We start from the raw sequence: 25851 nt of genomic DNA, 5'->3' as shown, positions 1-25851 counted from the left end.
ATGATGATCTGATATGTCTTTCTTTGCATTGGGTGTCAACCATCAAACTGCTTCTGTTGAGCTACGTGAGCAAATCGCTTTTAATCCAGAACGATTAAAAGATTTATTTGCCGTAGAAAGCCTTCGCCAAAATTTGAATGATATGGTGGTGGTGTCAACATGTAACCGCACTGAAGTCTATGCCATGGCTGAAAATGCCGATATGGTATTAAATTGGCTCGCCCAAACCAATGGTATTGATGTAAAGCAATTGTCAAATCATGTATATCGTTATGAAAATACTGATGCAGTTTCGCACTTAATGCGGGTTGCGAGTGGTTTAGATTCGTTGATGCTGGGTGAACCGCAAATTCTTGGGCAGGTTAAAACAGCACTATCAATCGCAAAAGATGCTGAAATCGTTTCGCAAAATCTGAATCAAATATTTGAATATGCTTTTTATGCAGCCAAACGTGTACGTTCTGAAACTGCAGTCGGCAGTCATGCTGTCTCAATGGGATATGCTGTTGCTCAACTCGCATTGCAAGTGTTTAGTAAGCCTGAACAGCTTACAGTCATGGTGGTTGCCGCAGGTGAAATGAACAGCTTGGTTGCAAAACACTTGGCTGAAATGGGCGTTGCAAAAATCCTGATTTGTAATCGAAGCCGTGAACGGGCAGAGAAATTAGCACAAGAAATAGCGCATCGTGTTGAAGTGGAGATTATTCCATTTGATGAACTCACTACTCAGCTTTATCGTGCGGATGTAATTTCCAGTTGTACAGGCAGTTTGCATCAAGTCATTGCTTATGCAGATGTGAAATTCGCTTTAAAAAAACGTCGTTATCAACAAATGCTTATGGTCGATTTAGCTGTACCTCGTGATATAGATCCAAAAGTTGAAAGTTTGGATGGTGTGTATTTATACGGTGTGGATGATCTACAAAGTGTAATTGATGAAAATTTAGCACAACGACGTCAAGCTGCGGTCGAAGCAGAGGTTATGGTCAATCAACTGGTGACTCAGTTGGTGACACAGCAAAAAGTAAAAGAAGCAGGTGGGACGATTCAACAGTTTCGTGAGCACGGTGAAGAACAACGCCAGATGGAGTTGTCGCATGCCTTAGAGCGTATTCAGGCAGGTGAGGATACGCAACATGTACTTGAGGATTTTGCACATCGTTTGACGCAAAAGTTATTGCACCCATCTTCAATTTTGTTACGTCAAGCAGCACAGGATGAAGATCCTTCACATTTTGAATGGATGAAAGAAAATATTCAGGATATTTTTGAACAAGAAAGAAAACCAAAAACGAAGTGATTATTTTTTAAAACGAATGTGATTTAATATTTTTGCTTCACCAGCTATTATTGATGTATATACTAGTGCGATCAAATTAGAATAATGAAATTAAGGCAATTAAAATCCTTAAAACTTTATATATATTCATATCATTGTGTTTGTCAGTAGAATGCTTTGCAAAGCCTGTAAAAGACAGTGATGTATTATTGAACCAAGCAATCAAGGATCTACATAGCCTCTCTACTCAGGGTGGAATTATGGGGGTAATTGATTCAGTTGATCGATGCTATAAGAATCCCAAAAAACCTAAACTATATTGCTTTTATCTAGATTACTCAGGGCGGATATTTGATGCACTTATGGTCGAGAGTATAAATGCACACTCAGATTCTAATTACCCTACCAACGCGTTTTTTAGTGATGAAAACTTTCAAAAACGTATATTTATAAACCTATATAAGCCTTATGGCTCCTCAATGGAAGAGGCCAATAGCCATATGAATTTTTTGTATTACAAAATACTTGATAAGCTCAATGAAGCGGTTATAGAAAATTAATGATGTACCAACTTTAAACTAATTTGTTTAGTCAGTTCATTGAGTTGTTTACGTAAATTACGTGATTCACTCAATGAGGTTGGTGCTTTAAGCTTTAATTTTAAATATTTCTCTTGTAAGGCCAAAGAGTAATCTGAAGCCAATTTATCTGCCATTTCAGGCGCCTCAGCCAAAGCCTGAATATTGGTGCGTTGTATGATTTCAGAGAGTTCCAAATGATAAGCACCACATGCACCTAAAATATAATAGGTTGCAAGTTCTTGATCATCTGGTAGATCGTCAAAGACACGGTCAAATACTGCTAAGATTTGCGCCAATAATTCATCTGGATGAATCAATGCACGTAATACTTCAAAGTGAATATATAAAAACGGATGTTGCATCAAAATCGCCACAGCAAAGTCTTCATCTTTGGTGCGAATATTAAATGACAACGAGGCATCTAAGCTGACTTGAGGTTGCCATTTTCGATTAAAACCTAACTTTTCTTTAAAAAACTGTCTTAATAAATAGCGGTAAGAACCTTGTTTAGGTAATAATTCAGTCAGTTGATTGAGTTCAGCCATCACCTGACTTTTACCTTCAGGTGTAGCAACATCATAGTTTTGACTCAATAAAGCAAAGACAAAATCCGATAATAAAGGGGATTGTTGCCATATCCGTTGAAACGTTTCAAAACCTTCCTTACGAATCAATGAATCTGGGTCATGTTCTTTGGGTAGAACAAAGAATTTAAGTTCACGACCATCGTTCAATAAAGGTAGGGCAATTTCTAAGGTTCGACGTGCTGCTTTTTGTCCAGCGGCATCACCATCAAACGCAATCGTGATTTGATTGTTCTGCTTAAATAAAATATTTAAATGATCTGCATTACTGGCAGTACCTAATGTTGCTGTCGCACCAGAAATCCCGTTTTGTTGTAAGGCAATCACATCCATATAACCTTCAACCATGAGCCAATTTTGCGCTCGGTCTTTCCGACCTTCATACAAGCCGTAAAGCAACTGGTTTTTATGAAAGACTTCAGAATCAGGTGAGTTAATATATTTCGGTTTGATTTCGTCATTCAATGCGCGACCACCGAAACCTACAACACGACCTTTGTTGTCTCGAATCGGGAAAATCACCCGATCACGCAACAAATCGAAGTCACGTCCACTATCACTGGTACGAATCAGACCCAGTAGTTTTAAACCTTCAATATCTTGTGGGAAAGCTTTTTCTAAATGTTGCCAATCTTCTGGCGCATAGCCTAAGCGCCAATATTGGATTGTTTCGGCGCTTAAACCACGATGTTTAAAATAATTTTGCGCCACTTTACTGTTGGGTAATTGCCGTTCATAAAATTGTGCAATATTTTCTAACAGATCATAAAGGTTGCCATCTTGAGGGATCTGATCAAAACCCACTGAGTCAAACTGGGTTGGATCGAAATGCTCAGGATCTGGATATTGGCTAAAGGCTTCAAAAGGATCAATTTCAAGTGGCTGAACAGAATCTGTTTTTTGCTCAGCAGGTTTAGAATCTACTACTTTATCGTCTACAGCCTTCACTGCTGGTTTTGGTTTAGATACTTCGCGTTTATACGACAGTTTTTTATTGTCATGATTGTCTTTGGGAAGTTCGACACCTGCATGGCTGGAGAGTTCTTTCATGACATCGACAAAATTTCGATTGTCAATATCCATTAAGAAGCGAATGGCATTGCCATTTGCCTGACAGCCAAAGCAGTGATAATACTGTTTATCACGGTAGACATGAAAAGAGGGTGACTTTTCCTGATGAAAAGGGCAACAACCTGAATAGGTGCGACCAGTTTTTTTCAATTTCACACGTTGACCAATCAGATCGACAATATCTGTGCGATCCAAAATTTGATCTATCGTGTGTTGAGGAATAGCCATAAATTTAATGTCATGTATCGTTTAAACCAATTTAAAGTTTAACGTAGTTTTGAGTCTAAAAATATCTATGAATAAAAAAGACGGGTAAAAACCCGTCTTGATTTGTCGCAATCAATATTTATTTACGTTGTCCATCATACAAACTTTCATCTGCACGTGCTGGCTCTTTAGGCACTTCACGATTTGGACGATCAAGTAAGCCAAAACTCACTTTATTTAACAAGCTTGATTTTTGTTCTGCTTGATCAGACGTTTCAGAACCCGCATCTTTTGATACTTCTGCTTTATCACCACGACCTAAAATACCTAATGTTGCACGGTTCCACCAGCTCGCTTCTTTACGTGCTGCGCGTATATTCACTTCGCCATTGGATTTAACGAGGTTCGGGTAGTTTTGCTTAAGCACGCCAATGTACTGTTGTGAGGTTTCTTTATCGCCCAACTTGTCATAACCATACGCCATTGTTGCTAAGGCTTCAGGAACTTGAGGTGTTTGAGGATAGTGTTCAATCACCCATTGTGAACGTTCAATCGCAGCCAAATACGCTTTACGTTTAATATTGAAACGTGCGGTATTCATTTCACTTTCAGCCAGTTCTTGGCCGATGTATTTCATTCGTTGTGCAGCATCAACTGAATATTGGCTTGAAGGATAGCGACGAATTAAGTCGACAAAATTTTGATAGGCAATTTTTAAATAACCTACATCACGATGTGCTTGTTTTAGTGATGTATAGCGAAGCAAACTGTCATAATTTTGCTCCATATTGGCTACACCACGGACATAGTAGGCATAATCTAAATTCGGATGTTGAGGATTTAAACGAATAAAACGATCTGCCAGTGCAATTGTGCCTTCATAATCTTTTTGCTTAAATTTTGTGTAAAGCAATTCAAGCTGAGCTTGTTGTGCATATTGCCCAGTCGGGAAATAAGTATCCATTGCTTCTAACGCTTTTGCAGCATCGCCATATTGCCCACGGTCTAATGATTTTATCGCATTATTGTAATAAGTCTGCTCATTTGATTTCGGGCCTGTATCAACAACATCCTTCTTCGGATTGCTGCTACAGCCGACAAATGCAGTTGCTAAGCCTACAGTTAAAGCAAGCATTGTGACTTTATAACGTGGTAGCGACATAAAAATTCCTCTGTTTATACGGGCAATAGGCTACAATTGCGCTATTAAACCACTTTTGTCCGAATGAGCAAATGACTTCAGCACACTCTTCTAATTCTAATTTCCCAGAAAATGATTTCAATTTACTTGAAGATTCTGAGGATGCAGATAATCATAATTCTGCGCCGACTGCAACACGTTTATCGTTGCAATTTCAACTGGATGAAAGCTATTTAGGGCAACGTATTGACCAAGTCGCAGCACTGGTTTGGAACGAGTTTTCTCGTGAAAAACTCAAGCAGTGGATGAAAGAAGGTCATTTGTTGGTAAATGGTAACATTGTCAAGCCTAAGTATAAATGCGAAGGCAATGAACTTCTATGTTTAGATGTTGAATTGGAAGCACAAACGTCGGCACAACCTGAAAATATCCCTTTAAACATTGTTTATGAAGATGACGATATTATGGTCATCAATAAACCTGTTGGTATGGTTGTTCATCCTGGTGCGGGTAATCCAAATGGTACTTTGGTGAACGCCTTGCTTTATCATTACCCAAAATCTGCTGAATTAACTCGTGCAGGTTTAGTACATCGTATTGATAAAGACACCAGCGGTTTATTGGTTGTTGCTAAAAATTTGGAAGCGCAATTTTCTTTAAGTAAACAATTGGCTAAAAAAACAGTTTACCGTGTATATGACTTGATTTGTTATGGTCATATTATTGCAGGTGGAACGATTGATGAACCGATTAAACGTCATCCTGTAGATCGTGTAAAAATGGCTATTTTACCAGGTGGTCGTGATGCGGTGACGCATTATAATGTTAAAGAACGTTTTCAACATTTCACCCGTGTACAAGCGCAACTTGAAACAGGGCGCACTCATCAAATCCGTATTCATTTCACCTATATTGGTTATCCATTGGTGGGTGATCCAGTCTATGTTAGCCGAGTTAAAGTTCCAGCAGGTGCTTCTGAAAAGTTGAGCAGTGCATTGCGTAACTTTAAACGCCAAGCTTTACATGCCTCTAAATTAGGCCTAGTTCACCCACGTACACAAGAAGAAATGATGTTTGAAGCACCATGGTCAGATGATTTCGTTGAGTTGGTTGAAGTTTTACGCTCTGAAAACAAAGCCTATTAATTGATTTACATGATAAAACTGCTCAATGAGAGCAGTTTTATACAATGATTTAGTTACCACAAGGATCTTTTGTTCCTGTAGGAAAAGTATTGGTAAATTTTGATTTATCCGTGACTAATTCTAATGACATGGTTTTATTTAGGTATGGAGAGTTGGCTTCAAAACCCTCAAAATTGACTTGTGGGGCTACTGTGAAATCTTTAGGTTTCGACAGTAAAGTTGCGACATAACCTAAGTTGTTTTTATTTACAATCAGTCCAATTTGATTGGTATTTTGATTAAAGTAAATACCAATATTTTGTTGTGGCATGCCCTCAATCGGTATTCCATAACCATAAAGAGTTTCTGTTTGTTTAGTGTCTGGATGAGTTGAAGCTATTAGTATAAATACTACATTCTTTTTATTATCTTGAGAGCTTAATGCTGTGTTATTGGCATAGGTGATGAATATTGAATGCATATTCTTATCTTTGTCTTGGACAAATATTCCATAATTTTTAGTTTCTTTTCTATCGTTTGTTAATTCAGTTGGAATAATTTCTGTATTGAATTCAAGTCCAATAACGCCTGATTGAGGTAATGTTAATCCTCCTTCAGTAATCGTATTATTCGTCATTTCCAATGTACTATGATTCGCAGAATACGTGATTGGACTTGTTGTATTTAGAATTTTATATGAAACTTTTTGACCTGATACCGTAGGAAATTTTTGTGCTACAGGATTGTATTGATCAGATAAAAAACCGTCTAAATCATAACGACAGAGTGCAAATCCTTGCGTGCTGATAACACTCAAACTCAATAAAACAGCAAGCTTTAATTTTTTCATGGTTTGTCCTTATTTTTAAGTTTTAATTAATATTAATGAATTTGATTAAAAAAACAACACTATATTAAGTTGAAATGTTTAGTTTTGTTAATCAACAAAATGGACGAGAAGATTGGTTTTGGATTGAGTAAATTTGTTATAGTTATTGAGTCGTGAAAATGATTTGAAGAGGAAATGAGTCATATGCTATTTGTTCAAGGATTACCTCAAGGTGTATATGCAGGTCAGACTCATATATATCATCCAAAGGCTTTGCCATCTGTACAGCCTGAGCTTGAAGGTTTTAATTTGGCTTTGCATGTAAATGACGATCCTCAACGGGTACAACAACACCGTATGATTTTATTGGATGAATTTGCCGAATTGGGTGTTAGTAAAATTACATGGATGACGCAAACCCACAGCACAATATGTCATACCATCAATGAAGAAATGACTTTTAGCGCATTGGAGGGTGATGGTTTGGTCACACAGACTCAGGGGCATGCCTTGATGATGATGACCGCTGATTGCCTACCCGTTGTTTTAGGTAATGCCGCAGGTACTGAGGTTGCCAACCTACATGCAGGTTGGCGCGGTTTAGCAGGGGGAATAATTGAAAGTACCATTGCCAATATGAAATCCCCACCTACTTGGGCTTGGTTGGGTGCAGCAATTAGCCAGCCTTGTTTTGAAATTGGCGCGGAAGTGAAAGCTGCTTTTTGTTCTAAATATGCTGAACTAGACACTGCATTTATAGAGAGTGAGCAAGCAGGTAAGCACTATGCGGATTTGTATGCGATTGCACGTTATATTCTTAAACAACATGGAGTGAATACGATTACAGGAGGAGATCAGTGTTCTTATCGTCAAGATCAGGATTTCTATTCTTATCGTCGTCATACAAAAACAGGGCGTATGGCTACTTTTGTATTTATTCGGAATTAAATCTTTATTTTTAAATAGATTTATCGTTGTTTTAAGTGTTATGTCATAGGTTTTCTAAACATTACAAGAATTGTTTAAAAATGAATTGATGTTAAACTTGACCAAATTTGTTTGTTTTCAATTGATATGTCTTTATCTGCTAAATCTATCGCGATCGTTTACCACAGTCCATTTGGTCATACTGCAAAAGTTGCGAATTATATTGCACAAGGTGCAGAGAAGATCGGTGTAACTGTTCATCAAATGGATATTGAGCATATTGATTGGGATATTTTAGATCAAGCGAATGCCATTATTTTTGGTTCACCGACCTATATGGGAAGTGTTACAGGTCCATTTAAAATGTTTATGGACTCTACCTCTAAACGTTGGAAAAATCGTGATTGGCAGGGCAAACTAGCTGCCGCATTTACCAATTCTGGTGGTTTAAGTGGCGATAAGTTATCTGTACTGCAACAGATTAATATCTTTGCAATGCAGCATGGCATGTTATGGTCTGGACTCCCTTTAATGCCTACAGGTATTAAACCAACAGACTTAAACCGTATGGCGGGTTATTTGGGGTTAATGACACAATCAGATAATGCACCTGTTGAAATTACACCGCCCTCTGGTGACTTGCAAACCGCAACATGGTTTGGAGAGTATATTGCGTTGCTAGTAAATAAAATTACGCCGTAGTTGTTCATTGGTATTCGATAAAAGAATGAAAAATAGAATAAATAAAAACTTTTATAATAGGCTTCTTTGATAAGCCATTTTTAAACTATAGATCAATATAAAAGCCCCTTATCCTAGCCTTCTCCCAGCGGGAGAAGCAATTTTAAATACCAATATGATTCAATCAATATGATCATTTTTTGCATTTATGAAAACGTATTATGCACTGGTGGCTTATGATCTGCTTTGGACGGATTATTGTGATATTATTAAGTATAAATATACAATTGTTAAAATTAGTTACATAAAGTAATATAAGCAAAAAATCCTTTAGAATCATTATACGAACGATATGGATTTTATAAAAATTATAAAATATAAATATTTACGACGAAGTGCTATTTTCTTTATTTAACACTTAGTATATTTTTTATCCATAATAAGATCTGAGAAGATGGTATGGATATCAAAAAAAACCGAGCAATTGATAAGAAAATCATTAAAATTGCAAAACTAGCTTTCATTTGTACTGGATTGTTTTCTTCAACCCATAGTTTTGCAAGCACTTTACATTCTGAGAGTTTAATTCAATTAAATGATTCTGAACTTTCGGATGTGAGTGGTCAGGCGCTGATGAGCTTGAGTTATATTGCCCCAAATGACTCAATCAATAACATGCAAGGACAAGATGTTGGATTCTATAAACTTGGACTTGAAGCTGAGCTTGACCTAAATGCCAATATTAAAAAATTACAACTGGGTTGTGGTGGGGTAAATGGGGCAGGCGGCTGCGACATTGATATTGATAATCTGAGTCTTTCAGGTATAGCAGATACCCGCGAAGGACGTGTAGGTTCAAGTGCAAAACTAACCAATCCCTTTGTAGAATTTGCGATAAAAAACCCCAATTCTGCGTCAACACGAGAAGTGGTTGGTTTGCGTTTAAGTGCTGAAAAAGTTTTAGGCTTATTAACCACAGGAATAGAGAACTCTGATTTACCCAATGGAATAAATAGTTTAAGTGGTGCAATTAAAATTAAGGCGACCACAGGAACGGGATTCACTGCTCCAAGGGCGATGAGGATTAACGATACTGGAATGGCTATTAATGGTCGAATTAGAATAGCTATTATTGCACCAACTTTTACTACAAATGACTATAATTTACAGTTGCAATCAACCAGGGCGAATTTATTGATTAATGCAACAACCTTAACAGGAACGCGTTTAACTTCTGCAAAACTAACAGGCACTGCGTTGATCGATAATTTAAACTTTGGCGGAAATATTAATGCAAGGGTAAATCTACCATTTGTTTCATTGATTCCTTTAAGTATTAATTCAAATGGCTATATATCAGGCTTACGGGCTGATTTGGATATCGATGAAAATCTGGGGTATATTCATAAATTCCCTTTAAACAACCCTTTCTCTTTATCACTACAGTCGACTCAGGTTCACTGGCCTGGAGCTGAATATACTGCGGATCGCGGATGGTGGTTAGCTATAGAAGATGAAATTGATATTGGTAAAGTTGTACCAAAAAATCAGATTGATGTAACCAATGATATTCTTAAACAAGTTGTACCTAGTATTAGCAATTATTTGACAAACAATCCACCGACTTGTCAGTTAGTTATTGGATGTCTAGCTCTTGGTTTGAATATTGGTGAAATTAATTTATCATCGGCAAAACCACTGTATTTCCCAATTAAGGATTTACCATTAGCAACTCAAAATTTTGCGCCTAACTGCTATGGTAATCTAAAATTCTGTTAGACCTTTAAGACTAAAGGAAGCCTCCTGATGGAGGTTTTTTCTTATATAGGATTGAGCTTTATCACTGTGCCAATCATCACGACTTGCAATAACTCACTCAAGTGACTTGAAAAGCACAAGAGGTACTGAAAAGTAGATTGTATGACTATTAAGTATAAATATATAATAATTAAAATTAGTTACATAAGAAAATATAAATAAAAAGTCTTTAGAATCATTGATAAAGTAATCTTATTTTGCATAATTGTTATAGTATTGAGATATTTAATTCACTTTTCTATTTGCTTTATTTGTATTTTAGTATATTTTTTATTCATAATAAAATGAGATAAGCTGATATGGATATCAACTATAATAGGATGATTGATAAGAAAATCATTAAAGTCATAAAAAATGTCGTAATTTATGCTGGATTGTTTTCTTCAATGCATTGTTTTGCAAATTCTCTATACTTGGAGAGTTTAACCCAATTGAATGACTCTGAGCTTTCCGATGTTCATGGTCAGGCACTGATGAGCTTGGGTTATATTGCCCCAAATGACTCAGTCAATAAGATGCAGGGGCAAGGCGTTGGTTTTTATAAACTTGGACTAGAGGCCGAGCTTGAATTGAATGCCAACATTAAAAAGTTACAGCTCGGTTGTGGCGGGGTAAACGGGGCGGGTGGTTGCGACATTGATATTGATAATCTGAGTCTTTCAGGTTTGGCTGATACGCGTGAAGGGCGTGTGGGTTCAAGTGCAAAATTAACCAATCCATTTGTAGAGTTTGCGATAAAGGATCCCAATTCTGCATCGACAAGAGAGGTTGTTGGCCTACGTTTAAGTGCTGAAAAAGTTTTGGGAATGTTGACAGCAGGTACTGAAAACTCAGACACACCGAACGGTATTAACTCTCTCAGTGGCTTTTTAAAGACGAAAGCAACTACAGGAATGGGATATACAAATAGTCGTGGAATGAGTTATGCAGATACCCAAATGCCTGTGACTGGAAATGTGGATATATGTGTTTTTCTATTTTGTGGGCGATTACCGCTTTCTTCAAATGATTACAATTTAAATTTGGAGAGTACAACAGCGCCAATTCAAATTGATGCTACGACTATAAATGGTAAACGACAAACGAATGTCAATTTAACAGGTAAAGCTAATATTGATCGGTTGAATTTTGGAGGACGTCTAAAGGCTGGGGTGAGGGTTCCTCTACTCGGGACTTTAAACTTAGAAAAACAAGTAAACGGTAATATTACTGGGCTGATGGCCAATTTGTCTATTAGTCAAAATCTAGGTTATATCCATAAAATTCCATTAAATAATCCTTTTTCATTATCTCTACAAAGTCAAAATGTATGGTGGCCAAATGCAGAAGTAACTGCTCAAAGAGGCTGGTGGATGGCATTTGAAGATCCTGTCGACATTGGGAATGTTACACCATCAAAACGTATTGATATTACTAATGATGTATTAAGACAAGTGATCGGTCCATTAAGTACGGCTTTGTCAACGACCGCAGTACCATCTTGTCAAGCTTTGGATTGTCTATTTGGTAGTTCATTAGAAATTGGAAATATTAATTTACCTAATACATCAGTAAACTTCCCATTAAAAGATCTACAACTTAAAAATCAAGACTTTGCTCCAAACTGCTATGGATCGTTAAAATTCTGTTAAAAAGATGTCTAAAAGAAAAAACCTCCATTTCGGAGGTTTTTCGTATATCAAATAAATTATTTATGCATGATTCGTGATTTATCACGCTGCCAATCGCGATCTTTTTCAGTGGCACGTTTGTCATGTAACTGTTTACCTTTTACCAAAGCAATCTCAAGTTTAGCCAAATGACCTTTCCAGTAACACGCCAAAGGTACGCAGGTATAGCCTTTTTGATTGACAGCACCAAGTAACTTTTCAAGCTCACGGCGCGATAGCAACAGTTTACGGGTACGTGTCGCTTCAGGGACTACGTGAGTAGATGCTGAAAGTAAAGGTTGAATTTGAGCACCGAAGAGAAATGCTTCATTATTTTTAAAGGTGATATAGCTTTCAGTAATGGTCATTCGCCCAGCACGTAATGACTTGACTTCCCAACCTTGTAACGAAAGCCCAGCTTCAAATTTTTCTTCAATAAAATAATCGTGGCGTGCACGTTTATTTTGTGCAATCGTCCCACTATTATTTTTTTTAACGACAATGTTTTTCGACATAATACAAATATTCCAAGAATAGCCTTATTTTGCCTCAAACTTGGCTTCAGGTGAAGTCATTTCACAATTAAAGCCAAAGCTAAATCAAAAGAGGTTATTCGCTAATATTTAAGTTTTTGTTAAACTATAGCCCTACATAACAAACTAGAGTACAAATGGATGTCTAAAACTCGTGTCATCTATCCAGGAACTTTTGATCCAATTACCAATGGCCATGTTGATTTAGTCGCACGTGCTTCACGAATGTTTGATGAAGTTGTGGTCGCAATTGCAATTGGGCATCATAAAAATCCAGTCTTTAGTTTGGAAGAGCGTGTAGAGTTAGCAAAGATATCACTCAAACATTTACCCAATGTTGAGTTTGTCGGTTTTGATGGGTTATTGGTAAATTTTGCACGTGAACAACATGCTACAGCAGTGTTACGTGGCTTAAGAGCTGTTTCAGATTTTGAATATGAATTTCAGCTTGCGAATATGAATCGTCAGCTTGATCATGATTTTGAAACAGTATTTTTAACACCATCAGAGCAATTTTCATTTATTTCTTCGACGATGGTTCGAGAAATAGCACGATTGAAAGGCGATGTGGCAAAGTTTGTTCCTCAATGCGTTGTCGAAGCCTTCCATCGTAAACATCAACAAGGTTGGTAGCGTGTCTTTAATTATCACTGATGAATGTATCAATTGTGATGTATGCGAGCCTGTATGTCCAAATGATGCCATTTTTATGGGGGAGGAGATTTATGAAATCCATCCAAACCTATGTACAGAATGCGTCGGGCATTTTGATCAGCCACAGTGTGCGCTTTTCTGTCCAGTCGACTGTATTCCGCTCGATCCGAATCATGTAGAGAGCCAAGACGACTTGATGGAAAAGTATAAAAAACTAATTGCTCAAAAAAGCGCAAGCAATTAGCCGAGAAATTTGTTAGGATACGCCCCGAAGTGAGCCAGACGATCGCTGCTGTGGAGATCTCCGTGATTGAAGCAGGGGAGGAAAGTCCGGGCTTCATAGGGCAAGGTGCCAGGTAACGCCTGGGCGGTGTGAACCGACGGAAAGTGCAGCAGAGAGTAGACCGCCTTCAATAACGTTTCTTTTCGGAGAAATGGAAGGTAAGGGTGAAAGGGTGCGGTAAGAGCGCACCGCATGGCTGGTAACAGTTCATGGCATGGTAAACCCCACCGGAAGCAAGACCAAATAGGGATCCTATAGGCATGGCCCATGCTGGATCCGGGTAGGTCGCTTGAGCGTATGAGTGATCATGCGCCTAGAGGAATGATCGTTCTAGACAGAACCCGGCTTATCGGCTCACTTCGATGAATTTTATTTTAATTAGTGCTTGACGTAACATTGTTTACAGCAGATAATGCGCGCACAGTTTTAGGCTATGTAGCTCAGTTGGTTAGAGCACCGCACTCATAATGCGGGGGTCACAGGTTCAAGTCCCGTCATAGCCACCATTTTTATAGACCACGTTTCCAAAACGTGGTCTTTTTTTATCTACAAGATTTAAACTTTAACAGCGAGACTTGGTCTTGTTTAAAAACCAAGGTTCATTCCTGTACTATCCCCAATATAACTTAAGCTACTTTTAGGCGTCTTTTTATAATCATAAAGCGTTGTTTTTGATAATTTAGCCAAGCCAAATTGATAAGAAAAGTTAAATTGCACCTGATTGATGTTGTATTGCGTTAACACCTCAGCGTGTTGTTGATTAATCTTTTCTAGCAATGTTTCAGCACGATCAAGGTCATCGAGATAATCTGGCTGATTCACATTTAAAATTAAAACCTGATTTGTGGATTCAGCCTCTCCAATGAAGGTATGGCGACTTTCAACTTGAGCATTTTTAATGTCATCAGAGATCAAACTAAAATTATTGGCTGACATTGTTTTGCTTTGGGAATAATTCCATAAATTGACAGAAAAAATCACAATGGTTAACAGCGCAATGATGTAGTAATGAATGTTCCATACAGATTGGCGTGGAATATTGGATTGAGCGTTTCTAAGGATTTGAGTTTCACTGATTAGATCGTGCAGAGATTGTTGGCTATTTCCATTAAAAATAGCCAAGTAGAAACAGGCAAAGACGATACTTTGAAAAAATGCCACAAGTAGGCTGAGTGAAAGATGCTGAGTTGAATATGTTTGTAAATAACCAGCAAAGCAAAATGGAATGATAAAGATACTTGATCTAACCAAAGAACGCATAAATGGAATTGAAGCACCATTTAAATCTTTTACCCTAATTTTACCCAGGATTTTCCCAATAGTTTTACCATTACCTATCTGGCTGTTAAAAGCAGCAAAATAAAATAGACAGAGGAGCGTACCTATACATTGGAAAATAAAAGGAGAATTTTCAAAATATGGGTAGAGTATTTTGCCCGTCACTAAACAGGCTACGCCGACGGTAATACAGTCGATGATAAATGCGAATATTCGAGGAAATATAGGGGCGGCTTTTTGAGTTTCAGTAGTAATTTCAGACATGGTTTTGGTTTAATTAAGTTTATGAAAATATTAATAATTAATGTAAATTTATTATATTATAAGTTTTTTAATGAAAAATAACCAGAAAAATATAGTTGAGCTATCACGCTTTTTAGCAAGATGTATTGAACTTTGAGTTATTTTTAAATTGGCGATTTATAGATGATTTACAAATTTTAGGCATAAAAAAACCAGCTTATCGCTGGGTTCTTTATTGCACCATTTTAATAAGACTTAAAATGGTGCCCGAGGCCAGACTCGAACTGGCACGCTTTGTGGGCGGGGGATTTTAAATCCCCTGTGTCTACCGATTTCACCACTCGGGCATGTGCGCAATAATAAAGGACAGTTTTTCTCTTGGCAAGCGTATTTATGTCGATTTGCTTTCTTTTCAATCAATTCATGTGCTTATGTTTGAAAATAAAGCATTTTAAGCCGTTGAATGGGTATTTTGTCATGATTTTTTCATCAATTTGAGATTAAAGCGAAATATTAAGCCTTTAAATTGATTGGATAAAAAAACTTAGAGGAAACCAACTTCAATGCCAAACTCAATTTCACGCCGTGAACTTATTCAAAAGTCATTAGCCAGTTTTGGGGCATTATCTATACCAGTGTCGTTGACTGCTTGTGGGAGTGATAACAACGACTCAACATCTCCTACTACAAAAGTTGAATTTTTACATGGTGTTGCCAGTGGCGACCCATTAAAAGACCGTGTGATTTTGTGGACACGTATTACACCACAGGATACGTCTTTGCGTTTAGAAGTGGTTTGGGAAATTGCCACAGACGATAAATTTACGCAAGTGATCAATACTGGAAAAGTACAAACAGCATCAGCTCAGGATTTTACCGTTAAGGTCGATGCAGACAAGCTTAAGTCCGGGCAAACTTATTATTATCGTTTTAAATTTGGTTCGGTGATTTCGCCAGTAGGGCGTACCAAAACATTACCTGAAACCACCAGTTCGGTGCAGTTTGCGGTGTGTTCATGTTCAAACTATCCTGCTGGCTATTTTTATGTATATAAGGAAATGGCAAAACAAGAGGTCGATGCGATCATCCATTTGGGAGATTACATCTATGAATATGGTAAAGATGGATATGCCACAGAAGAGGCAGTAAAGTTGGGTCGTACCCTCGCTGCTGACAATGATAAAGAAATTATCAAGTTGGATGATTACCGTAAACGTTATGCGCTTTACCATACTGACAGCGATTTACAGGCTGCACATGCGCGTCATCCTTTTATCGTGATTTGGGACGACCATGAACTGGCAAATGATACATGGAAAGATGGTGCAGAAAACCATCAAGCCAATGAGGGTAATTTCTTAGACCGTAAATTGGCGGCTTTACAAGCTTATTTTGAATGGATGCCGATTCGTCCTGTATCTGCAACAGATCATTTGAATATTTATCGCCAATTTAACTTTGGTTCATTGGTACAATTGACCATGTTGGATACACGTATTTTGGCACGTGACAAGCAACTCGATTATGCCAATTATATGACGGCTTCTGGTTTAGATATCGCTAAGTTCCAGACAGATTTAACCAGTACTACCCGTACACTGATGGGTTATACCCAGCGTGAGTGGCTACAAAAGAAAATGGCACAATCTACAGCGACTTGGAATGTATTGGGTCAGCAAGTGTTGATGGCAAAAATGTTAATCCCTGCTGAATTGCTATTGTCTTTATCTGCAATTACCAGTGGAAATGTTACCGCCGAAACTTTGGCAAAAATGAATCAACAGATCATCGAGTTAGTTACTTTAAAAGTTCGTTTGAAAAGTGGTGATCCAACATTAACCGCTGCAGAAAAAGCCCGTGTAACCACAGTTGCACCCTATAATTTAGATGCTTGGGATGGCTACTATGCAGAACGTGAAATTTTATATGGCACACTTAAAACATTAAATAAGAAAGTTGTGGTGTTGGCGGGGGATACCCATAATGCATGGTCTGCTGACTTGCATACTCAAGCGGGTGATTTTGTTGGGGTGGAATTGGCAACCAGTTCGGTCTCGTCACCAGGGATGGAAAAGTATTTAAGTATTCCTTTGGCACAGTTACAACAATTTGAAATGGCCTTCACCACACTCATTGATGAATTGAATTACACCAATTTAAATCAGCGAGGGTACTTAAAAGTGAGCTTTACAGCACAACAGGTACAAGCGGATTGGGTCTTCGTAAATAGCATCAAGGAAAAAACCTATACGGTGGATACGGCTCGTGCCCATCAAGTGGTTTTAAATAACAATTTGGTTGATGTAAAGACTGTTCAGAAAAGTGCATAAATTTTCAAGCCTAAAAAGCCGAGTTTAGATCACTCGGCTTTTTTAATGCTATAGATGGATTACATCATACTGTCCATATAGGCATCTAAATCTTCATATTTATAGGTTTTACACATTTCATTTTCATATTTTAATAGTTCTAAATGTAATTCTAAAAAGGTGACTAAGCGCTTTTGATAAAATTGATATTTCTCAGAATCTTTGGCTAAGAATCGCATTTTGAATTTGGCTTTCTTGGCTTGTTTATAAGCCCATAAACAGCTTTTTCGAATCTGTTGTAATTGGTAATATTCAGTGTCTTTGGTGCTATCTCTAAATAAATTTTCTTTATAAAATTTAACAAAACCAAAGCTCATTGCAAAGAAAAATAACAGACCTTGCAGTAGGGTGCTTTCTATAAAATAAAGATTGAGGGCTTGCAGGACGATCAATACCGCAAGCTTAAGCGGAATATTATTGAGTTGTTGGTATAAATGCGTTGAACTGTGTTTTATTTGTTTGATAATGATCGGAACAATAATCATAAAAAATAACATAATCGCTAAAGCGGCAATGCCATTGGCTTGAAAGCTATCGAATTGAGGAAAATGATTTGCAATATACTGACCTAAACTAAAATAGATGCTGCAAAAAATCATAATCGACAAAATCCAAGGAATAAACTCCTTTGCTTCATCTAGAAGCCCTTTGGTTTTAATTTGACTATAGAATAGAAAGTTGCGCTTAAATGCTTGTGGGTATTGTTGTTGTAATTGATTTAAATAGAGGGAAACTTGCTTGTTTTGAATCATATAGGCTTCGCTTATCTAAATTTCACTTTGGATATTAACATAAAAAACAATATAAAATTTTAGGCATAAAAAAACCAGCTTATCGCTGGGTTCTTTATTGCACCATTTTAACAAGAATTAAAATGGTGCCCGAGGCCAGACTCGAACTGGCACGCTTTGTGGGCGGGGGATTTTAAATCCCCTGTGTCTACCGATTTCACCACTCGGGCTTTACAAGATTGGAGGCGGAGGTCGGAATCGAACCGGCGTACACGGAGTTGCAGTCCGCTGCATGACCACTCTGCCACCCCGCCATGTCTTGGTGATGCACATATTAGCAATCTTTGAAAAAAAAACAATACTATAATTCATGCATATGCACATAAATTCAGCATATGAAAGAAAATTGTCTAAATAATCATGTATTATTTGCAAAATTGATTCATATCTACTTTGGAGATGTGCCGTGGCATTGGTATTGGATGGTCGCGCATTAGCGAAACAAATTGAAGCAGACTTGTTGACTCGTGTTGAAGCTATAAAAGCAAAAACAGGTCGTACCCCAATTTTAGCGACTATTTTAGTGGGTGATGATGGTGCATCTGCGACGTATGTACGCATGAAAGGAAATGCTTGCCGTCGTGTTGGTATGGATTCTTTAAAAGTAGAGTTAGGTAAGCAAACCACAACTGAACAATTATTGGCTGAAATTGAAAAATTAAATGCCAATCCTGATGTTCACGGTATTTTACTCCAACATCCTGTGCCTGAACAAATTGATGAACGTGCTTGCTTTGATGCCATTTCACTTGAAAAAGATGTAGATGGGGTAACTTGCTTAGGTTTTGGTCGTATGGCAATGGGTGAGGCTGCTTATGGTTCGGCAACACCTGCAGGTATCATGACGATTCTTCAAGAAAACAAGATTGAAATTGCTGGTAAACATGCAGTTGTGGTGGGGCGTTCGGCTATTTTAGGTAAGCCGATGGCAATGATGCTACTTCAAGCCAATGCAACAGTGACAATCTGTCATTCTCGTACACAAAATCTTGCTGAATTGGTAAAACAGGCTGATATAGTTGTCGGTGCAGTCGGTAAAGCTGAATTAATCCAAAAAGACTGGATTAAGCAAGGTGCTGTTGTGGTTGATGCTGGATTCCATCCTCGTGACGGTGGTGGTGTGGGTGATATCCAATTGGTCGGTATTGAAGATGTCGCTTCAGCTTATACACCAGTTCCAGGTGGTGTAGGTCCGATGACGATCACAACGTTGATTCGTCAAACTGTAGAAGCTGCTGAAAAAGCGTTAGCTTAAGTCCTGTTTTATTCTGGGCACAGTGAAAGCCATGCATTCACTGTGCTTAAATTCAGCCTACATTTACATAGCAATGTTTATTTTTCAGTAAAAGTAGGCAATATTGTCATTAGTTTAATGGTCATTGGCTTAACGCGTTTAAGATCTACTTTTAAGTAGCAGTATCTGAGACTTAACAAGAAGTATCTTCTCGAACCTTAGCACATGATGTTACTGTCTATCGAATATGAGGAAGAAGCTGTATTTCCTCAATATCAAAATAATAATTTTGGTCATATTTTGCATGAGCTGTACTTATCAATTTCCTAAAGCCCCACAACATTTACTTGATGCTTTGCATGAAGTGATTCCTCAATGTGAATTATTGGCACAGCAGTTGCCTGAAAGCCCAATTTCGTTATGGTTGATTCCACCTGTTTTTCCAACAGATCGTTTGGATGATGAGGTGATTCGCCGTATTTGGAATGATACACCGTATTGGATTTTTTGCTGGGCTTCAGGTTTAGCAATGGCACAATGGCTGATTGCAGAGCCACAGCATGTAAAAGATAAAGTGGTGCTGGATTTTGGTGCGGGATCAGGTGTGGTTGCAATTGCAGCCAAAATGGCAGGTGCAAAACGTGTCATCTGTTGTGATATCGACCCAATAAGTTTGGATGCTTGTCGTGAAAATGCTTTGCTTAATGATGTAGAGCTTGAATATCTTGATGATTTATATAAAGCCGAACAGGTTGATGTCTTATTGGCTGCAGATGTTTTATATGATCAATCTAACAGGTTCTTCTTGGATGAATTTTTAAAATTTGCACCAGAAGTATGGGTGGCAGATAGCCGAGTGAAAAACTTTAGTCATCCGAATTACCAAAAATTGGATGAACGAAGTGCAACTACTTGGCCTGATTTAGATGAAGCCAAAGAATTTAGAAATGTGAGTTTTTATAAGACGCTATGACAGCGTCTTATTTTATTCTGTAATACAAATCTCTTAAATCAAGAACAGGTATAACGTACTACATGTAAAGTGCTTGGGCGGGTATCTAAGGCTTGGCGTGTTGCATAATCTTCACTGTTATTTAGACTTGGCGTGTTGGAAAGCCCAAAAGATGTACGGCTATGCCCAAGTTGAACGCCAGCCTGATCTTTTGCTGTTTGCGGATTGATAATTTCATTGGTACTTAATACAGAAATTTTATAGTTTTTGTTTGCACCCAACACTTTTTGACATGCGCGCTGTAATTTATCCGCATCCAAATCACGATCTGCACGACCTGAAAGGGTATACGCAAGTGTTGCACTATCTGCTGTTTGATTTTCAATTTGATAACCCGTTACGCCATTGTATTGACGAGGGGTTGTTTGACATGCAGATAAAGCTAAAACGATTAATCCTAAACCTGCATAAGTGATTTTTTTCATCTTTTAAAGTCCTAGCTTTTTGAATTATTTTTAGTATGCCATAGCTTTGCAATTTTCACGATAAGTGAATTGCGTAAATAAAACAGCTTTTTCATGTGAACAAAAAAGCTGTTTTAAATGAATTAGATTGCAAAGTTTACTTTGAATTAATCATCTGTAATCAGGCTATGTTTTTTGGTATCTTTCATAAACACATAGGTGATTAGAGATAAACCGATCATAAAGGTAATGTAATAGAAGAAATAGTTTTCATGCCCAGCATTTTTAAAGCTTAGTGCAACTAATTCAGCCGTACCACCAAATACAGTGTTGGCAAGTGCATAAGGTAAGGCAACACCTAAAGCGCGAATATGCGGTGGAAATAATTCAGCTTTTACAACCGCGTTAATGGCTGTATATCCAGTCACAATGACCATACCACTCATACATAAGAAGAAAGCTGTTTTAGGATCCGTTGTCGAGCCTAAACCATTGAAAATAGGAATGGTAAATAACACACCGAGTACACCAAAAGTGATCATAATTGGTTTACGGCCAATTTTGTCTGAAAGTGCACCGACTGCAGGTTGAATCAACATAAAAATAAAGATTGCGGCTGTGGTAATTTCAGTTGCGGTGGTTTTTTCAAAGCCCGAAGTGTTGACTAAGTATTTTTGTAAATAAGTCGTAAATGTATTGAAGGCTAAGGTACCGCCTGCAGTCAGCATAATGACTGTAAATGCTTGTTTAGGATACTTGGTGAATAAGGCCAAAGCACCAGATGTTTCACCGCCATTTTTAGCTTGTTGTTGCGCTTGTTTAGATGATTCTGTTTCAACCAGACCACGACGAATCCAGAACACAACAATTGCAAGTAATGCACCGATAAAGAAAGGAACACGCCATCCCCATGCATGTAAGGCATCTTCAGAAAGATTATGTTGCAAGATAATCAGCACACAGAGTGCAAGTAATTGACCTGAAATCAGGGTGACATATTGGAAACTTGAGAAAAATCCGCGGTGATTTTTACCTGCCATTTCAGTTAAGTAGGTGGCACTAGAGCCATACTCACCACCAACACTTAAACCTTGTAATAAGCGCGCAAATAAAAGCAGTGCAGGAGCAAACATTCCAACTGAATCATAAGATGGCGCACAAGCAATGATTAATGAGCCAACACACATCAATGAAACAGAAAGTGTTAAACCCGCTTTACGACCTTTACGGTCAGCATAAATGCCCATGATCCATGCGCCGATCGGACGCATTAAAAAGCCTAAAGCAAAAACTGCAGCAGCTTGGAGAAGTTTGACCGTTTCATTGCCTTCTGGAAAGAACACAGGGGCAAAATAGAGGGTAAATGCGGCATAAACATACCAATCATACCATTCGACTAAATTACCAGCTGAACCACCAAGTATAGATTTGAAACGAGTTTTTCTATCAAGTTGCGAAGTGGCAACTTGAGGAGATGAATTGGACAAGGCAATTCTCCAAAAGAATATGCAAAATACAGCCTGTTTAACTTTCATTTTGGATGAAAATCAAAGCAGAAAAATCAAACAGAGAGAATTTCAGTCAGTATGACGAGGGAGATACAAATAATTACAATGCTCGTTATACGCTTGAATGAAAGCAGACCTTATTAGACTTTGGTCTTAGCTGTGTAGAGGGTTTATTGTTGATCCAGAATGAGAAAGTCTAGAAATAAATGAATAATTTTTTTAAAACAGGCATTTAATTTGAAATATTTTATAAATTATAAGAATTTAGCTTAAAGTTAAAGCATATTTGCTTGCATCTAAATGTATGAAATGTACACAATTTGATAAGCTGAGTTGGGAGAATTTAAAAATTTAATCTAGTCGTAAGCTAAGCAGTCATGCTATTTATAGCAACTAAATGTTCATTTTTGAAAATAAAACAATAAGGTTTCACATCTATGGACTTGATGATTCGACAACAGCAAACATTAGCATTGGTTAAGGCTCGGGGCTATGTCAGTATTGATGAGATTGCACAGCATTTTGCAGTTACCCCACAAACTGTACGGCGGGATATCAATCAATTGGCAGATGCCGGACTATTACGTCGTTATCATGGCGGCGCTGCGGTAGACTCAAGCGTCACCAATACCGCGTATAGCCAACGGATCAGCCATAATTTAGCGGCAAAACAGCGCATTGCAACAGCTGTTGCAAAGGCAGTTCCAGACCATGCATCTTTGTTTATCAATATTGGTACAACAACCGAAGCTATTGCCCATGCTTTATTACAACATCGTGGTTTAAAAGTGATCACCAATAACTTAAATGTGGCGAAAATTTTAAGTATGAATGATGATTTTGAAGTACTGATTGCCAGCGGAAAAGTACGCCCCGATGGTGGTGTGATAGGACAAGCCACCTCTGAATTTTTTAAACAGTTTAAAGTTGATTATGCCCTGATTGGTATCAGTGGGATTGATGAAGATGGAACGATGCTCGATTTCGATTTTCAAGAAGTGTCTGTCTCGCAAGAAATTATTTTAGGTGCTCGGCAGGTATTTTTAGCCGCAGATGAGAGCAAGTTTGGTCGTCATGCAATGATGCGCTTAGGCCATCTTTCTGAAATAGATCGGCTTTTTACCAATAAAGTGCCCACTGAAAATTATTTAAAACAAATTCATGCAGCAGAAGTGGCTTTAACTGTGGTTTAAGCTAATTTTAAAACCCATAGTGAAAATATGATAAACGTGAAATTGATCATTTTTTGATAGACATTGATTAAAAAACTATCTATTATTTTCTTAAATGAAAACAAACGAAAATATATTTTCAAAAATGATTGTGAATATATGCAAATGATCAAAGGTGGTGGCGTTTATGACACAAATCAATGAGCAACAAACTTATTATGATATTGCTGTAATTGGTGGTGGAATAAATGGTGTCGGTATTGCCAATGATGCTGCTGGCCGTGGTTTATCTGTATTTTTGTGTGAAAAAGATGATTTAGCCAGCCATACCTCGTCTGCAAGCAGTAAGTTGATCCATGGTGGTCTGCGTTATTTGGAACATAAAGAATTTCGTTTAGTGCGAGAAGCCTTAGCTGAGCGAGAAGTCTTACTTGCAAAAGCACCACATATCATTCGTCCTATGCGTTTTATCATGCCACATCAACCTCATTTGCGTCCTGCTTGGCTGATTCGTACGGGGCTGTTTTTATATGACCATTTGGGCAAAAGAGAGAAGCTTGCAGGTTCACATTTGGTTGAATTTGATCCTCATACCAGCCCACTAAAAACAGAAATCACACGCGGATTTGAATACTCAGATTGTGCTGTAGATGATTCACGCTTAGTGATTCTAAATGCGATGCAAGCACGTGAAAAAAATGCCACCGTGGTTACACAAACGCGCTGTATTTCAGCACTGCGTGAACATGGTTTATGGAATATCCAGTTTGAAAATGAGCAGGGCATTTATCAGATACAAGCGAAGGCTTTGGTCAATGCTGCGGGGCCTTGGGTTGCACAATTCATTAAGCAAGAGCTTCAGTTAAAATCGCAATATGGAATTCGTCTAATTCAAGGTAGTCATATTATTGTGCCGAAAATATATGACGGTGATAAAGCCTTTATTATGCAAAATGATGATCAACGTATTGTGTTTGCAATTCCTTATCTCAATCAATACACCATGATTGGTACAACAGACCGTGAATATTTAGCAGATCCGAATAATGTTGAAATTAGTCAGCAAGAGATTGATTATCTGCTTGATGTTTCCAATGATCATTTTAAAGTGCAACTGACTCAAGCTGATATTATTCAGACATTCTCAGGGGTGCGCCCATTGTGTGATGATGAGTCTGATAATCCAGCCGCAATCACCCGTGACTATACTTTGGCTTTATCACAAGACCATGAGAATGATGCGCCCTTACTTTCTGTGTTTGGTGGGAAGTTAACCACCTATCGACGCTTGGCTGAGTCTGCCATGGAGCATTTGCAGAAATTTTTCCCTAACGCTGGGAAAGCTTGGACTGAAAAATCCTTACTGCCGGGTGCTGAGAATTTGGTTTCTGTTGATGGATTGGTTTTAGAAATTCAAAATAAAATCAAAGGGCTTGATCATGAAACTGCAATCCGTTGGGCACATGCCTATGGAACCTATACATGGAAATTTTTAAATCATTCGACATCTGTTCATGAACTTGGTCAAGACTTTGGCCATGGTTTATATGCCCAAGAGGTCGATTATTTGGTTGACCAAGAGTGGGCGGTCACCAGTCAGGATATTTTAAAGCGCCGTAGCAAGTTATATTTAAAATTTACTAAAGCTGAAATTCAAGCATTGGATGAATATTTGCTTGAATTGCATGAACGCCGCTTACAGAAAGATGTTGCCTAAGCAAAAGTGGAAATATATACCTTTGCACAAGGTACGTTATGACCAATCAAAGGTATATAAAACGCGTTGGGTTTCAGGTTGGTAATACATTAAAATCCAATCTGCCCCATGTGAACAATATTCCCAGCCAGCAACAGCTGCAATAAAATAATAACGCTTGCCATCACGGTCATAAATATGAACCTCTTGATCATCACGGTCTGCGTTGATGTAGCGTAAATCAAAATGTTCATCAATCGGATAAGTCCAGTTTCCACCGCCACATTCACCCCCTAATTGGTCAAGCAGGGTTGTTGCAGAATCATTTTGATATTCAATGCGTGATGTTGAAATGACTTTTCCAGTTTCAGCAAAGCGCTGTTTAAGCTGCACGTAATCTTCATACATTTCTTTATGATGGGTTTTTAGATCGGCCCCGCAATCAGGATTCTCTAAAGCAAAATATCTTTTGTTTGCTAACCATTCATATTGATTTTGTTGATTTAATTGCATAATAAACCAATTTTCATTGGCAAATGCATCAGAAAATTCTGTGGTATCACTTCCGATATAACCTTCATAAGGTTCAATCGGATTGAGCAAATGAATTTTTCCTTGCCATGCTGGATTGATTGCGGATAAATCAATTGAAACAAGTGGAAGTAAATGTTGAGCTAGAAATAGACTTGAAGGGGCGAAGACGACTTCGTGGTCAGGTAACAGGGTTAGATAAGGTTGAATTGTGGTAATGTTTTTAATTGGTGTCATTGCGCTTATTTTTAG

General features: G+C 37.9%; 22 protein-coding genes, 4 tRNA genes and 1 other RNA gene. 15 read left to right on the top strand and 12 right to left on the bottom strand.

Annotated elements, in window-relative coordinates:
* Window positions 1-13: 13 nt before the first annotated feature.
* Window positions 14-1300, top strand: a complete 1287-nt coding sequence (gene hemA, locus GJV03_RS03760) for a glutamyl-tRNA reductase (protein ID WP_154129494.1) — start codon at window positions 14-16, stop codon at window positions 1298-1300.
* A 535-nt stretch (window positions 1301-1835) separates the two neighbouring features.
* Here the strand turns inward: hemA and GJV03_RS03755 are convergent.
* A complete protein-coding gene (locus GJV03_RS03755; protein ID WP_105713101.1) occupies window positions 1836-3743 on the bottom strand; it encodes a CHC2 zinc finger domain-containing protein in 1908 nt (635 codons plus the stop codon).
* A gap of 118 nt (window positions 3744-3861) precedes the next feature.
* Window positions 3862-4884, bottom strand: a complete 1023-nt coding sequence (locus GJV03_RS03750) for an outer membrane protein assembly factor BamD (RefSeq protein ID WP_154129493.1) — start codon at window positions 4882-4884, stop codon at window positions 3862-3864.
* A gap of 71 nt (window positions 4885-4955) precedes the next feature.
* Between GJV03_RS03750 and rluD the strand changes: the two genes are divergently transcribed.
* Complete coding sequence (gene rluD, locus GJV03_RS03745; protein ID WP_004722483.1) at window positions 4956-6008, top strand: 23S rRNA pseudouridine(1911/1915/1917) synthase RluD; 1053 nt, start codon at window positions 4956-4958, stop codon at window positions 6006-6008.
* A 49-nt stretch (window positions 6009-6057) separates the two neighbouring features.
* On the opposite strand, the gene GJV03_RS03740 is transcribed toward rluD, so the two are convergent.
* A complete protein-coding gene (locus tag GJV03_RS03740) occupies window positions 6058-6837 on the bottom strand; it encodes a DUF4882 family protein (protein WP_105713100.1) in 780 nt (259 codons plus the stop codon).
* 183 nt (window positions 6838-7020) lie between these two features.
* Here GJV03_RS03740 and pgeF point away from each other — a divergent pair, with 183 nt between their 5' ends.
* From pgeF to GJV03_RS03720, 4 genes are all read left to right on the top strand, one after another.
* A complete protein-coding gene (gene pgeF, locus GJV03_RS03735; protein WP_154129492.1) occupies window positions 7021-7764 on the top strand; it encodes a peptidoglycan editing factor PgeF in 744 nt (247 codons plus the stop codon).
* Window positions 7765-7890: 126 nt separating this feature from the next.
* The gene (locus GJV03_RS03730) at window positions 7891-8445 is read left to right on the top strand and encodes a flavodoxin family protein (protein ID WP_056514339.1); all 555 of its coding nucleotides are present in this window, start codon (window positions 7891-7893) and stop codon (window positions 8443-8445) included.
* Window positions 8446-8883: 438 nt separating this feature from the next.
* Window positions 8884-10203 carry a hypothetical protein gene (locus tag GJV03_RS03725; protein WP_154129491.1) on the top strand — a complete coding sequence of 440 codons (1320 nt, stop codon included), beginning with the start codon at window positions 8884-8886 and terminating at the stop codon, window positions 10201-10203.
* A gap of 338 nt (window positions 10204-10541) precedes the next feature.
* Window positions 10542-11873, top strand: coding sequence for a hypothetical protein (locus GJV03_RS03720; RefSeq protein WP_154129490.1), 1332 nt, complete (start codon window positions 10542-10544; stop codon window positions 11871-11873).
* A gap of 56 nt (window positions 11874-11929) precedes the next feature.
* On the opposite strand, the gene smpB is transcribed toward GJV03_RS03720, so the two are convergent.
* Entirely contained in the window at window positions 11930-12406 is a 477-nt protein-coding gene (smpB, locus tag GJV03_RS03715) for an SsrA-binding protein SmpB (RefSeq protein ID WP_004722477.1), read from the bottom strand.
* Window positions 12407-12565: 159 nt separating this feature from the next.
* Between smpB and coaD the strand changes: the two genes are divergently transcribed.
* The 4 genes from coaD (at window position 12566) to GJV03_RS03695 (ending at window position 13867) form a co-directional block, all read left to right on the top strand.
* Entirely contained in the window at window positions 12566-13057 is a 492-nt protein-coding gene (gene coaD / locus GJV03_RS03710) for a pantetheine-phosphate adenylyltransferase (protein ID WP_004722475.1), read from the top strand.
* 1 nt (window position 13058) lies between these two features.
* Window positions 13059-13322 (top strand): YfhL family 4Fe-4S dicluster ferredoxin, encoded by a 264-nt coding sequence (locus GJV03_RS03705; protein ID WP_004722473.1) that lies wholly within the window; start codon window positions 13059-13061, stop codon window positions 13320-13322.
* A 26-nt stretch (window positions 13323-13348) separates the two neighbouring features.
* An RNA gene (rnpB, locus tag GJV03_RS03700) (RNase P RNA component class A) lies at window positions 13349-13726 on the top strand.
* Between the two features lie 64 nt (window positions 13727-13790).
* A tRNA-Met gene (locus tag GJV03_RS03695) sits at window positions 13791-13867 on the top strand.
* 79 nt (window positions 13868-13946) lie between these two features.
* On the opposite strand, the gene GJV03_RS03690 is transcribed toward GJV03_RS03695, so the two are convergent.
* Together GJV03_RS03690 and GJV03_RS03685 are read right to left on the bottom strand one after the other, a co-directional pair.
* Entirely contained in the window at window positions 13947-14903 is a 957-nt protein-coding gene (locus GJV03_RS03690; RefSeq protein ID WP_154129488.1) for an RDD family protein, read from the bottom strand.
* A 240-nt stretch (window positions 14904-15143) separates the two neighbouring features.
* Window positions 15144-15229, bottom strand: a tRNA-Leu gene (locus GJV03_RS03685).
* A gap of 216 nt (window positions 15230-15445) precedes the next feature.
* On the opposite strand from GJV03_RS03685, the gene GJV03_RS03680 reads away from it, so the two are divergent.
* Window positions 15446-17212, top strand: a complete 1767-nt coding sequence (locus tag GJV03_RS03680; RefSeq protein ID WP_154129487.1) for an alkaline phosphatase D family protein — start codon at window positions 15446-15448, stop codon at window positions 17210-17212.
* A 59-nt stretch (window positions 17213-17271) separates the two neighbouring features.
* Here GJV03_RS03680 and GJV03_RS03675 read toward each other — a convergent pair whose 3' ends face one another.
* The 3 genes from GJV03_RS03675 to GJV03_RS03665 all read right to left on the bottom strand — a co-directional run bounded on the left by GJV03_RS03675 (window position 17272) and on the right by GJV03_RS03665 (window position 18296).
* Entirely contained in the window at window positions 17272-18003 is a 732-nt protein-coding gene (locus tag GJV03_RS03675; RefSeq protein WP_004722467.1) for a hypothetical protein, read from the bottom strand.
* 123 nt (window positions 18004-18126) lie between these two features.
* Window positions 18127-18212: transfer RNA gene (locus GJV03_RS03670), tRNA-Leu, on the bottom strand.
* 10 nt (window positions 18213-18222) lie between these two features.
* Window positions 18223-18296 (bottom strand) — tRNA-Cys (locus tag GJV03_RS03665).
* 152 nt (window positions 18297-18448) lie between these two features.
* On the opposite strand from GJV03_RS03665, the gene folD reads away from it, so the two are divergent.
* Together folD and GJV03_RS03655 are read left to right on the top strand one after the other, a co-directional pair.
* A complete protein-coding gene (gene folD, locus GJV03_RS03660) occupies window positions 18449-19297 on the top strand; it encodes a bifunctional methylenetetrahydrofolate dehydrogenase/methenyltetrahydrofolate cyclohydrolase FolD (RefSeq protein WP_354666829.1) in 849 nt (282 codons plus the stop codon).
* 283 nt (window positions 19298-19580) lie between these two features.
* Window positions 19581-20249, top strand: a complete 669-nt coding sequence (locus GJV03_RS03655; protein WP_004819654.1) for a 50S ribosomal protein L11 methyltransferase — start codon at window positions 19581-19583, stop codon at window positions 20247-20249.
* A 38-nt stretch (window positions 20250-20287) separates the two neighbouring features.
* Here GJV03_RS03655 and GJV03_RS03650 read toward each other — a convergent pair whose 3' ends face one another.
* The gene (locus GJV03_RS03650; protein ID WP_004722461.1) at window positions 20288-20713 is read right to left on the bottom strand and encodes a hypothetical protein; all 426 of its coding nucleotides are present in this window, start codon (window positions 20711-20713) and stop codon (window positions 20288-20290) included.
* A 146-nt stretch (window positions 20714-20859) separates the two neighbouring features.
* Entirely contained in the window at window positions 20860-22179 is a 1320-nt protein-coding gene (locus tag GJV03_RS03645; RefSeq protein WP_154129486.1) for an MFS transporter, read from the bottom strand.
* 458 nt (window positions 22180-22637) lie between these two features.
* On the opposite strand from GJV03_RS03645, the gene GJV03_RS03640 reads away from it, so the two are divergent.
* The gene (locus tag GJV03_RS03640; protein ID WP_154129485.1) at window positions 22638-23393 is read left to right on the top strand and encodes a DeoR family transcriptional regulator; all 756 of its coding nucleotides are present in this window, start codon (window positions 22638-22640) and stop codon (window positions 23391-23393) included.
* A 166-nt stretch (window positions 23394-23559) separates the two neighbouring features.
* Window positions 23560-25089, top strand: a complete 1530-nt coding sequence (gene glpD / locus GJV03_RS03635) for a glycerol-3-phosphate dehydrogenase (protein ID WP_154129484.1) — start codon at window positions 23560-23562, stop codon at window positions 25087-25089.
* 36 nt (window positions 25090-25125) lie between these two features.
* On the opposite strand, the gene GJV03_RS03630 is transcribed toward glpD, so the two are convergent.
* A complete protein-coding gene (locus GJV03_RS03630; RefSeq protein WP_151956170.1) occupies window positions 25126-25836 on the bottom strand; it encodes a hypothetical protein in 711 nt (236 codons plus the stop codon).
* Window positions 25837-25851: the final 15 nt, after the last annotated feature.

The sequence above is a fragment of the Acinetobacter sp. RIT698 genome, from assembly GCF_009668065.1.
GTDB lineage: Bacteria > Pseudomonadota > Gammaproteobacteria > Pseudomonadales > Moraxellaceae > Acinetobacter > Acinetobacter guillouiae.
The sequence above is the reverse complement of the archived record's forward strand: the minus strand, read 5'-3'. Positions and strand labels throughout refer to the sequence as shown.

Coding starts and splice junctions, on each gene's coding strand:
- GJV03_RS03755 (WP_105713101.1), bottom strand. CDS start 3,743: ATGGCTATTCCTCAACACACGATAGATCAAATTTTGGATCGCACAGAT.
- GJV03_RS03740 (WP_105713100.1), bottom strand. CDS start 6,837: ATGAAAAAATTAAAGCTTGCTGTTTTATTGAGTTTGAGTGTTATCAGC.
- GJV03_RS03725 (WP_154129491.1), top strand. CDS start 8,884: ATGGATATCAAAAAAAACCGAGCAATTGATAAGAAAATCATTAAAATT.
- GJV03_RS03630 (WP_151956170.1), bottom strand. CDS start 25,836: ATGACACCAATTAAAAACATTACCACAATTCAACCTTATCTAACCCTG.
- GJV03_RS03675 (WP_004722467.1), bottom strand. CDS start 18,003: ATGATTCAAAACAAGCAAGTTTCCCTCTATTTAAATCAATTACAACAA.
- rluD (WP_004722483.1), top strand. CDS start 4,956: ATGACTTCAGCACACTCTTCTAATTCTAATTTCCCAGAAAATGATTTC.
- GJV03_RS03690 (WP_154129488.1), bottom strand. CDS start 14,903: ATGTCTGAAATTACTACTGAAACTCAAAAAGCCGCCCCTATATTTCCT.
- GJV03_RS03750 (WP_154129493.1), bottom strand. CDS start 4,884: ATGTCGCTACCACGTTATAAAGTCACAATGCTTGCTTTAACTGTAGGC.
- GJV03_RS03640 (WP_154129485.1), top strand. CDS start 22,638: ATGGACTTGATGATTCGACAACAGCAAACATTAGCATTGGTTAAGGCT.
- GJV03_RS03655 (WP_004819654.1), top strand. CDS start 19,581: ATGAGCTGTACTTATCAATTTCCTAAAGCCCCACAACATTTACTTGAT.
- hemA (WP_154129494.1), top strand. CDS start 14: ATGTCTTTCTTTGCATTGGGTGTCAACCATCAAACTGCTTCTGTTGAG.
- GJV03_RS03650 (WP_004722461.1), bottom strand. CDS start 20,713: ATGAAAAAAATCACTTATGCAGGTTTAGGATTAATCGTTTTAGCTTTA.
- coaD (WP_004722475.1), top strand. CDS start 12,566: ATGTCTAAAACTCGTGTCATCTATCCAGGAACTTTTGATCCAATTACC.
- GJV03_RS03720 (WP_154129490.1), top strand. CDS start 10,542: ATGGATATCAACTATAATAGGATGATTGATAAGAAAATCATTAAAGTC.
- pgeF (WP_154129492.1), top strand. CDS start 7,021: ATGCTATTTGTTCAAGGATTACCTCAAGGTGTATATGCAGGTCAGACT.
- glpD (WP_154129484.1), top strand. CDS start 23,560: ATGACACAAATCAATGAGCAACAAACTTATTATGATATTGCTGTAATT.
- smpB (WP_004722477.1), bottom strand. CDS start 12,406: ATGTCGAAAAACATTGTCGTTAAAAAAAATAATAGTGGGACGATTGCA.
- GJV03_RS03730 (WP_056514339.1), top strand. CDS start 7,891: ATGTCTTTATCTGCTAAATCTATCGCGATCGTTTACCACAGTCCATTT.
- GJV03_RS03680 (WP_154129487.1), top strand. CDS start 15,446: ATGCCAAACTCAATTTCACGCCGTGAACTTATTCAAAAGTCATTAGCC.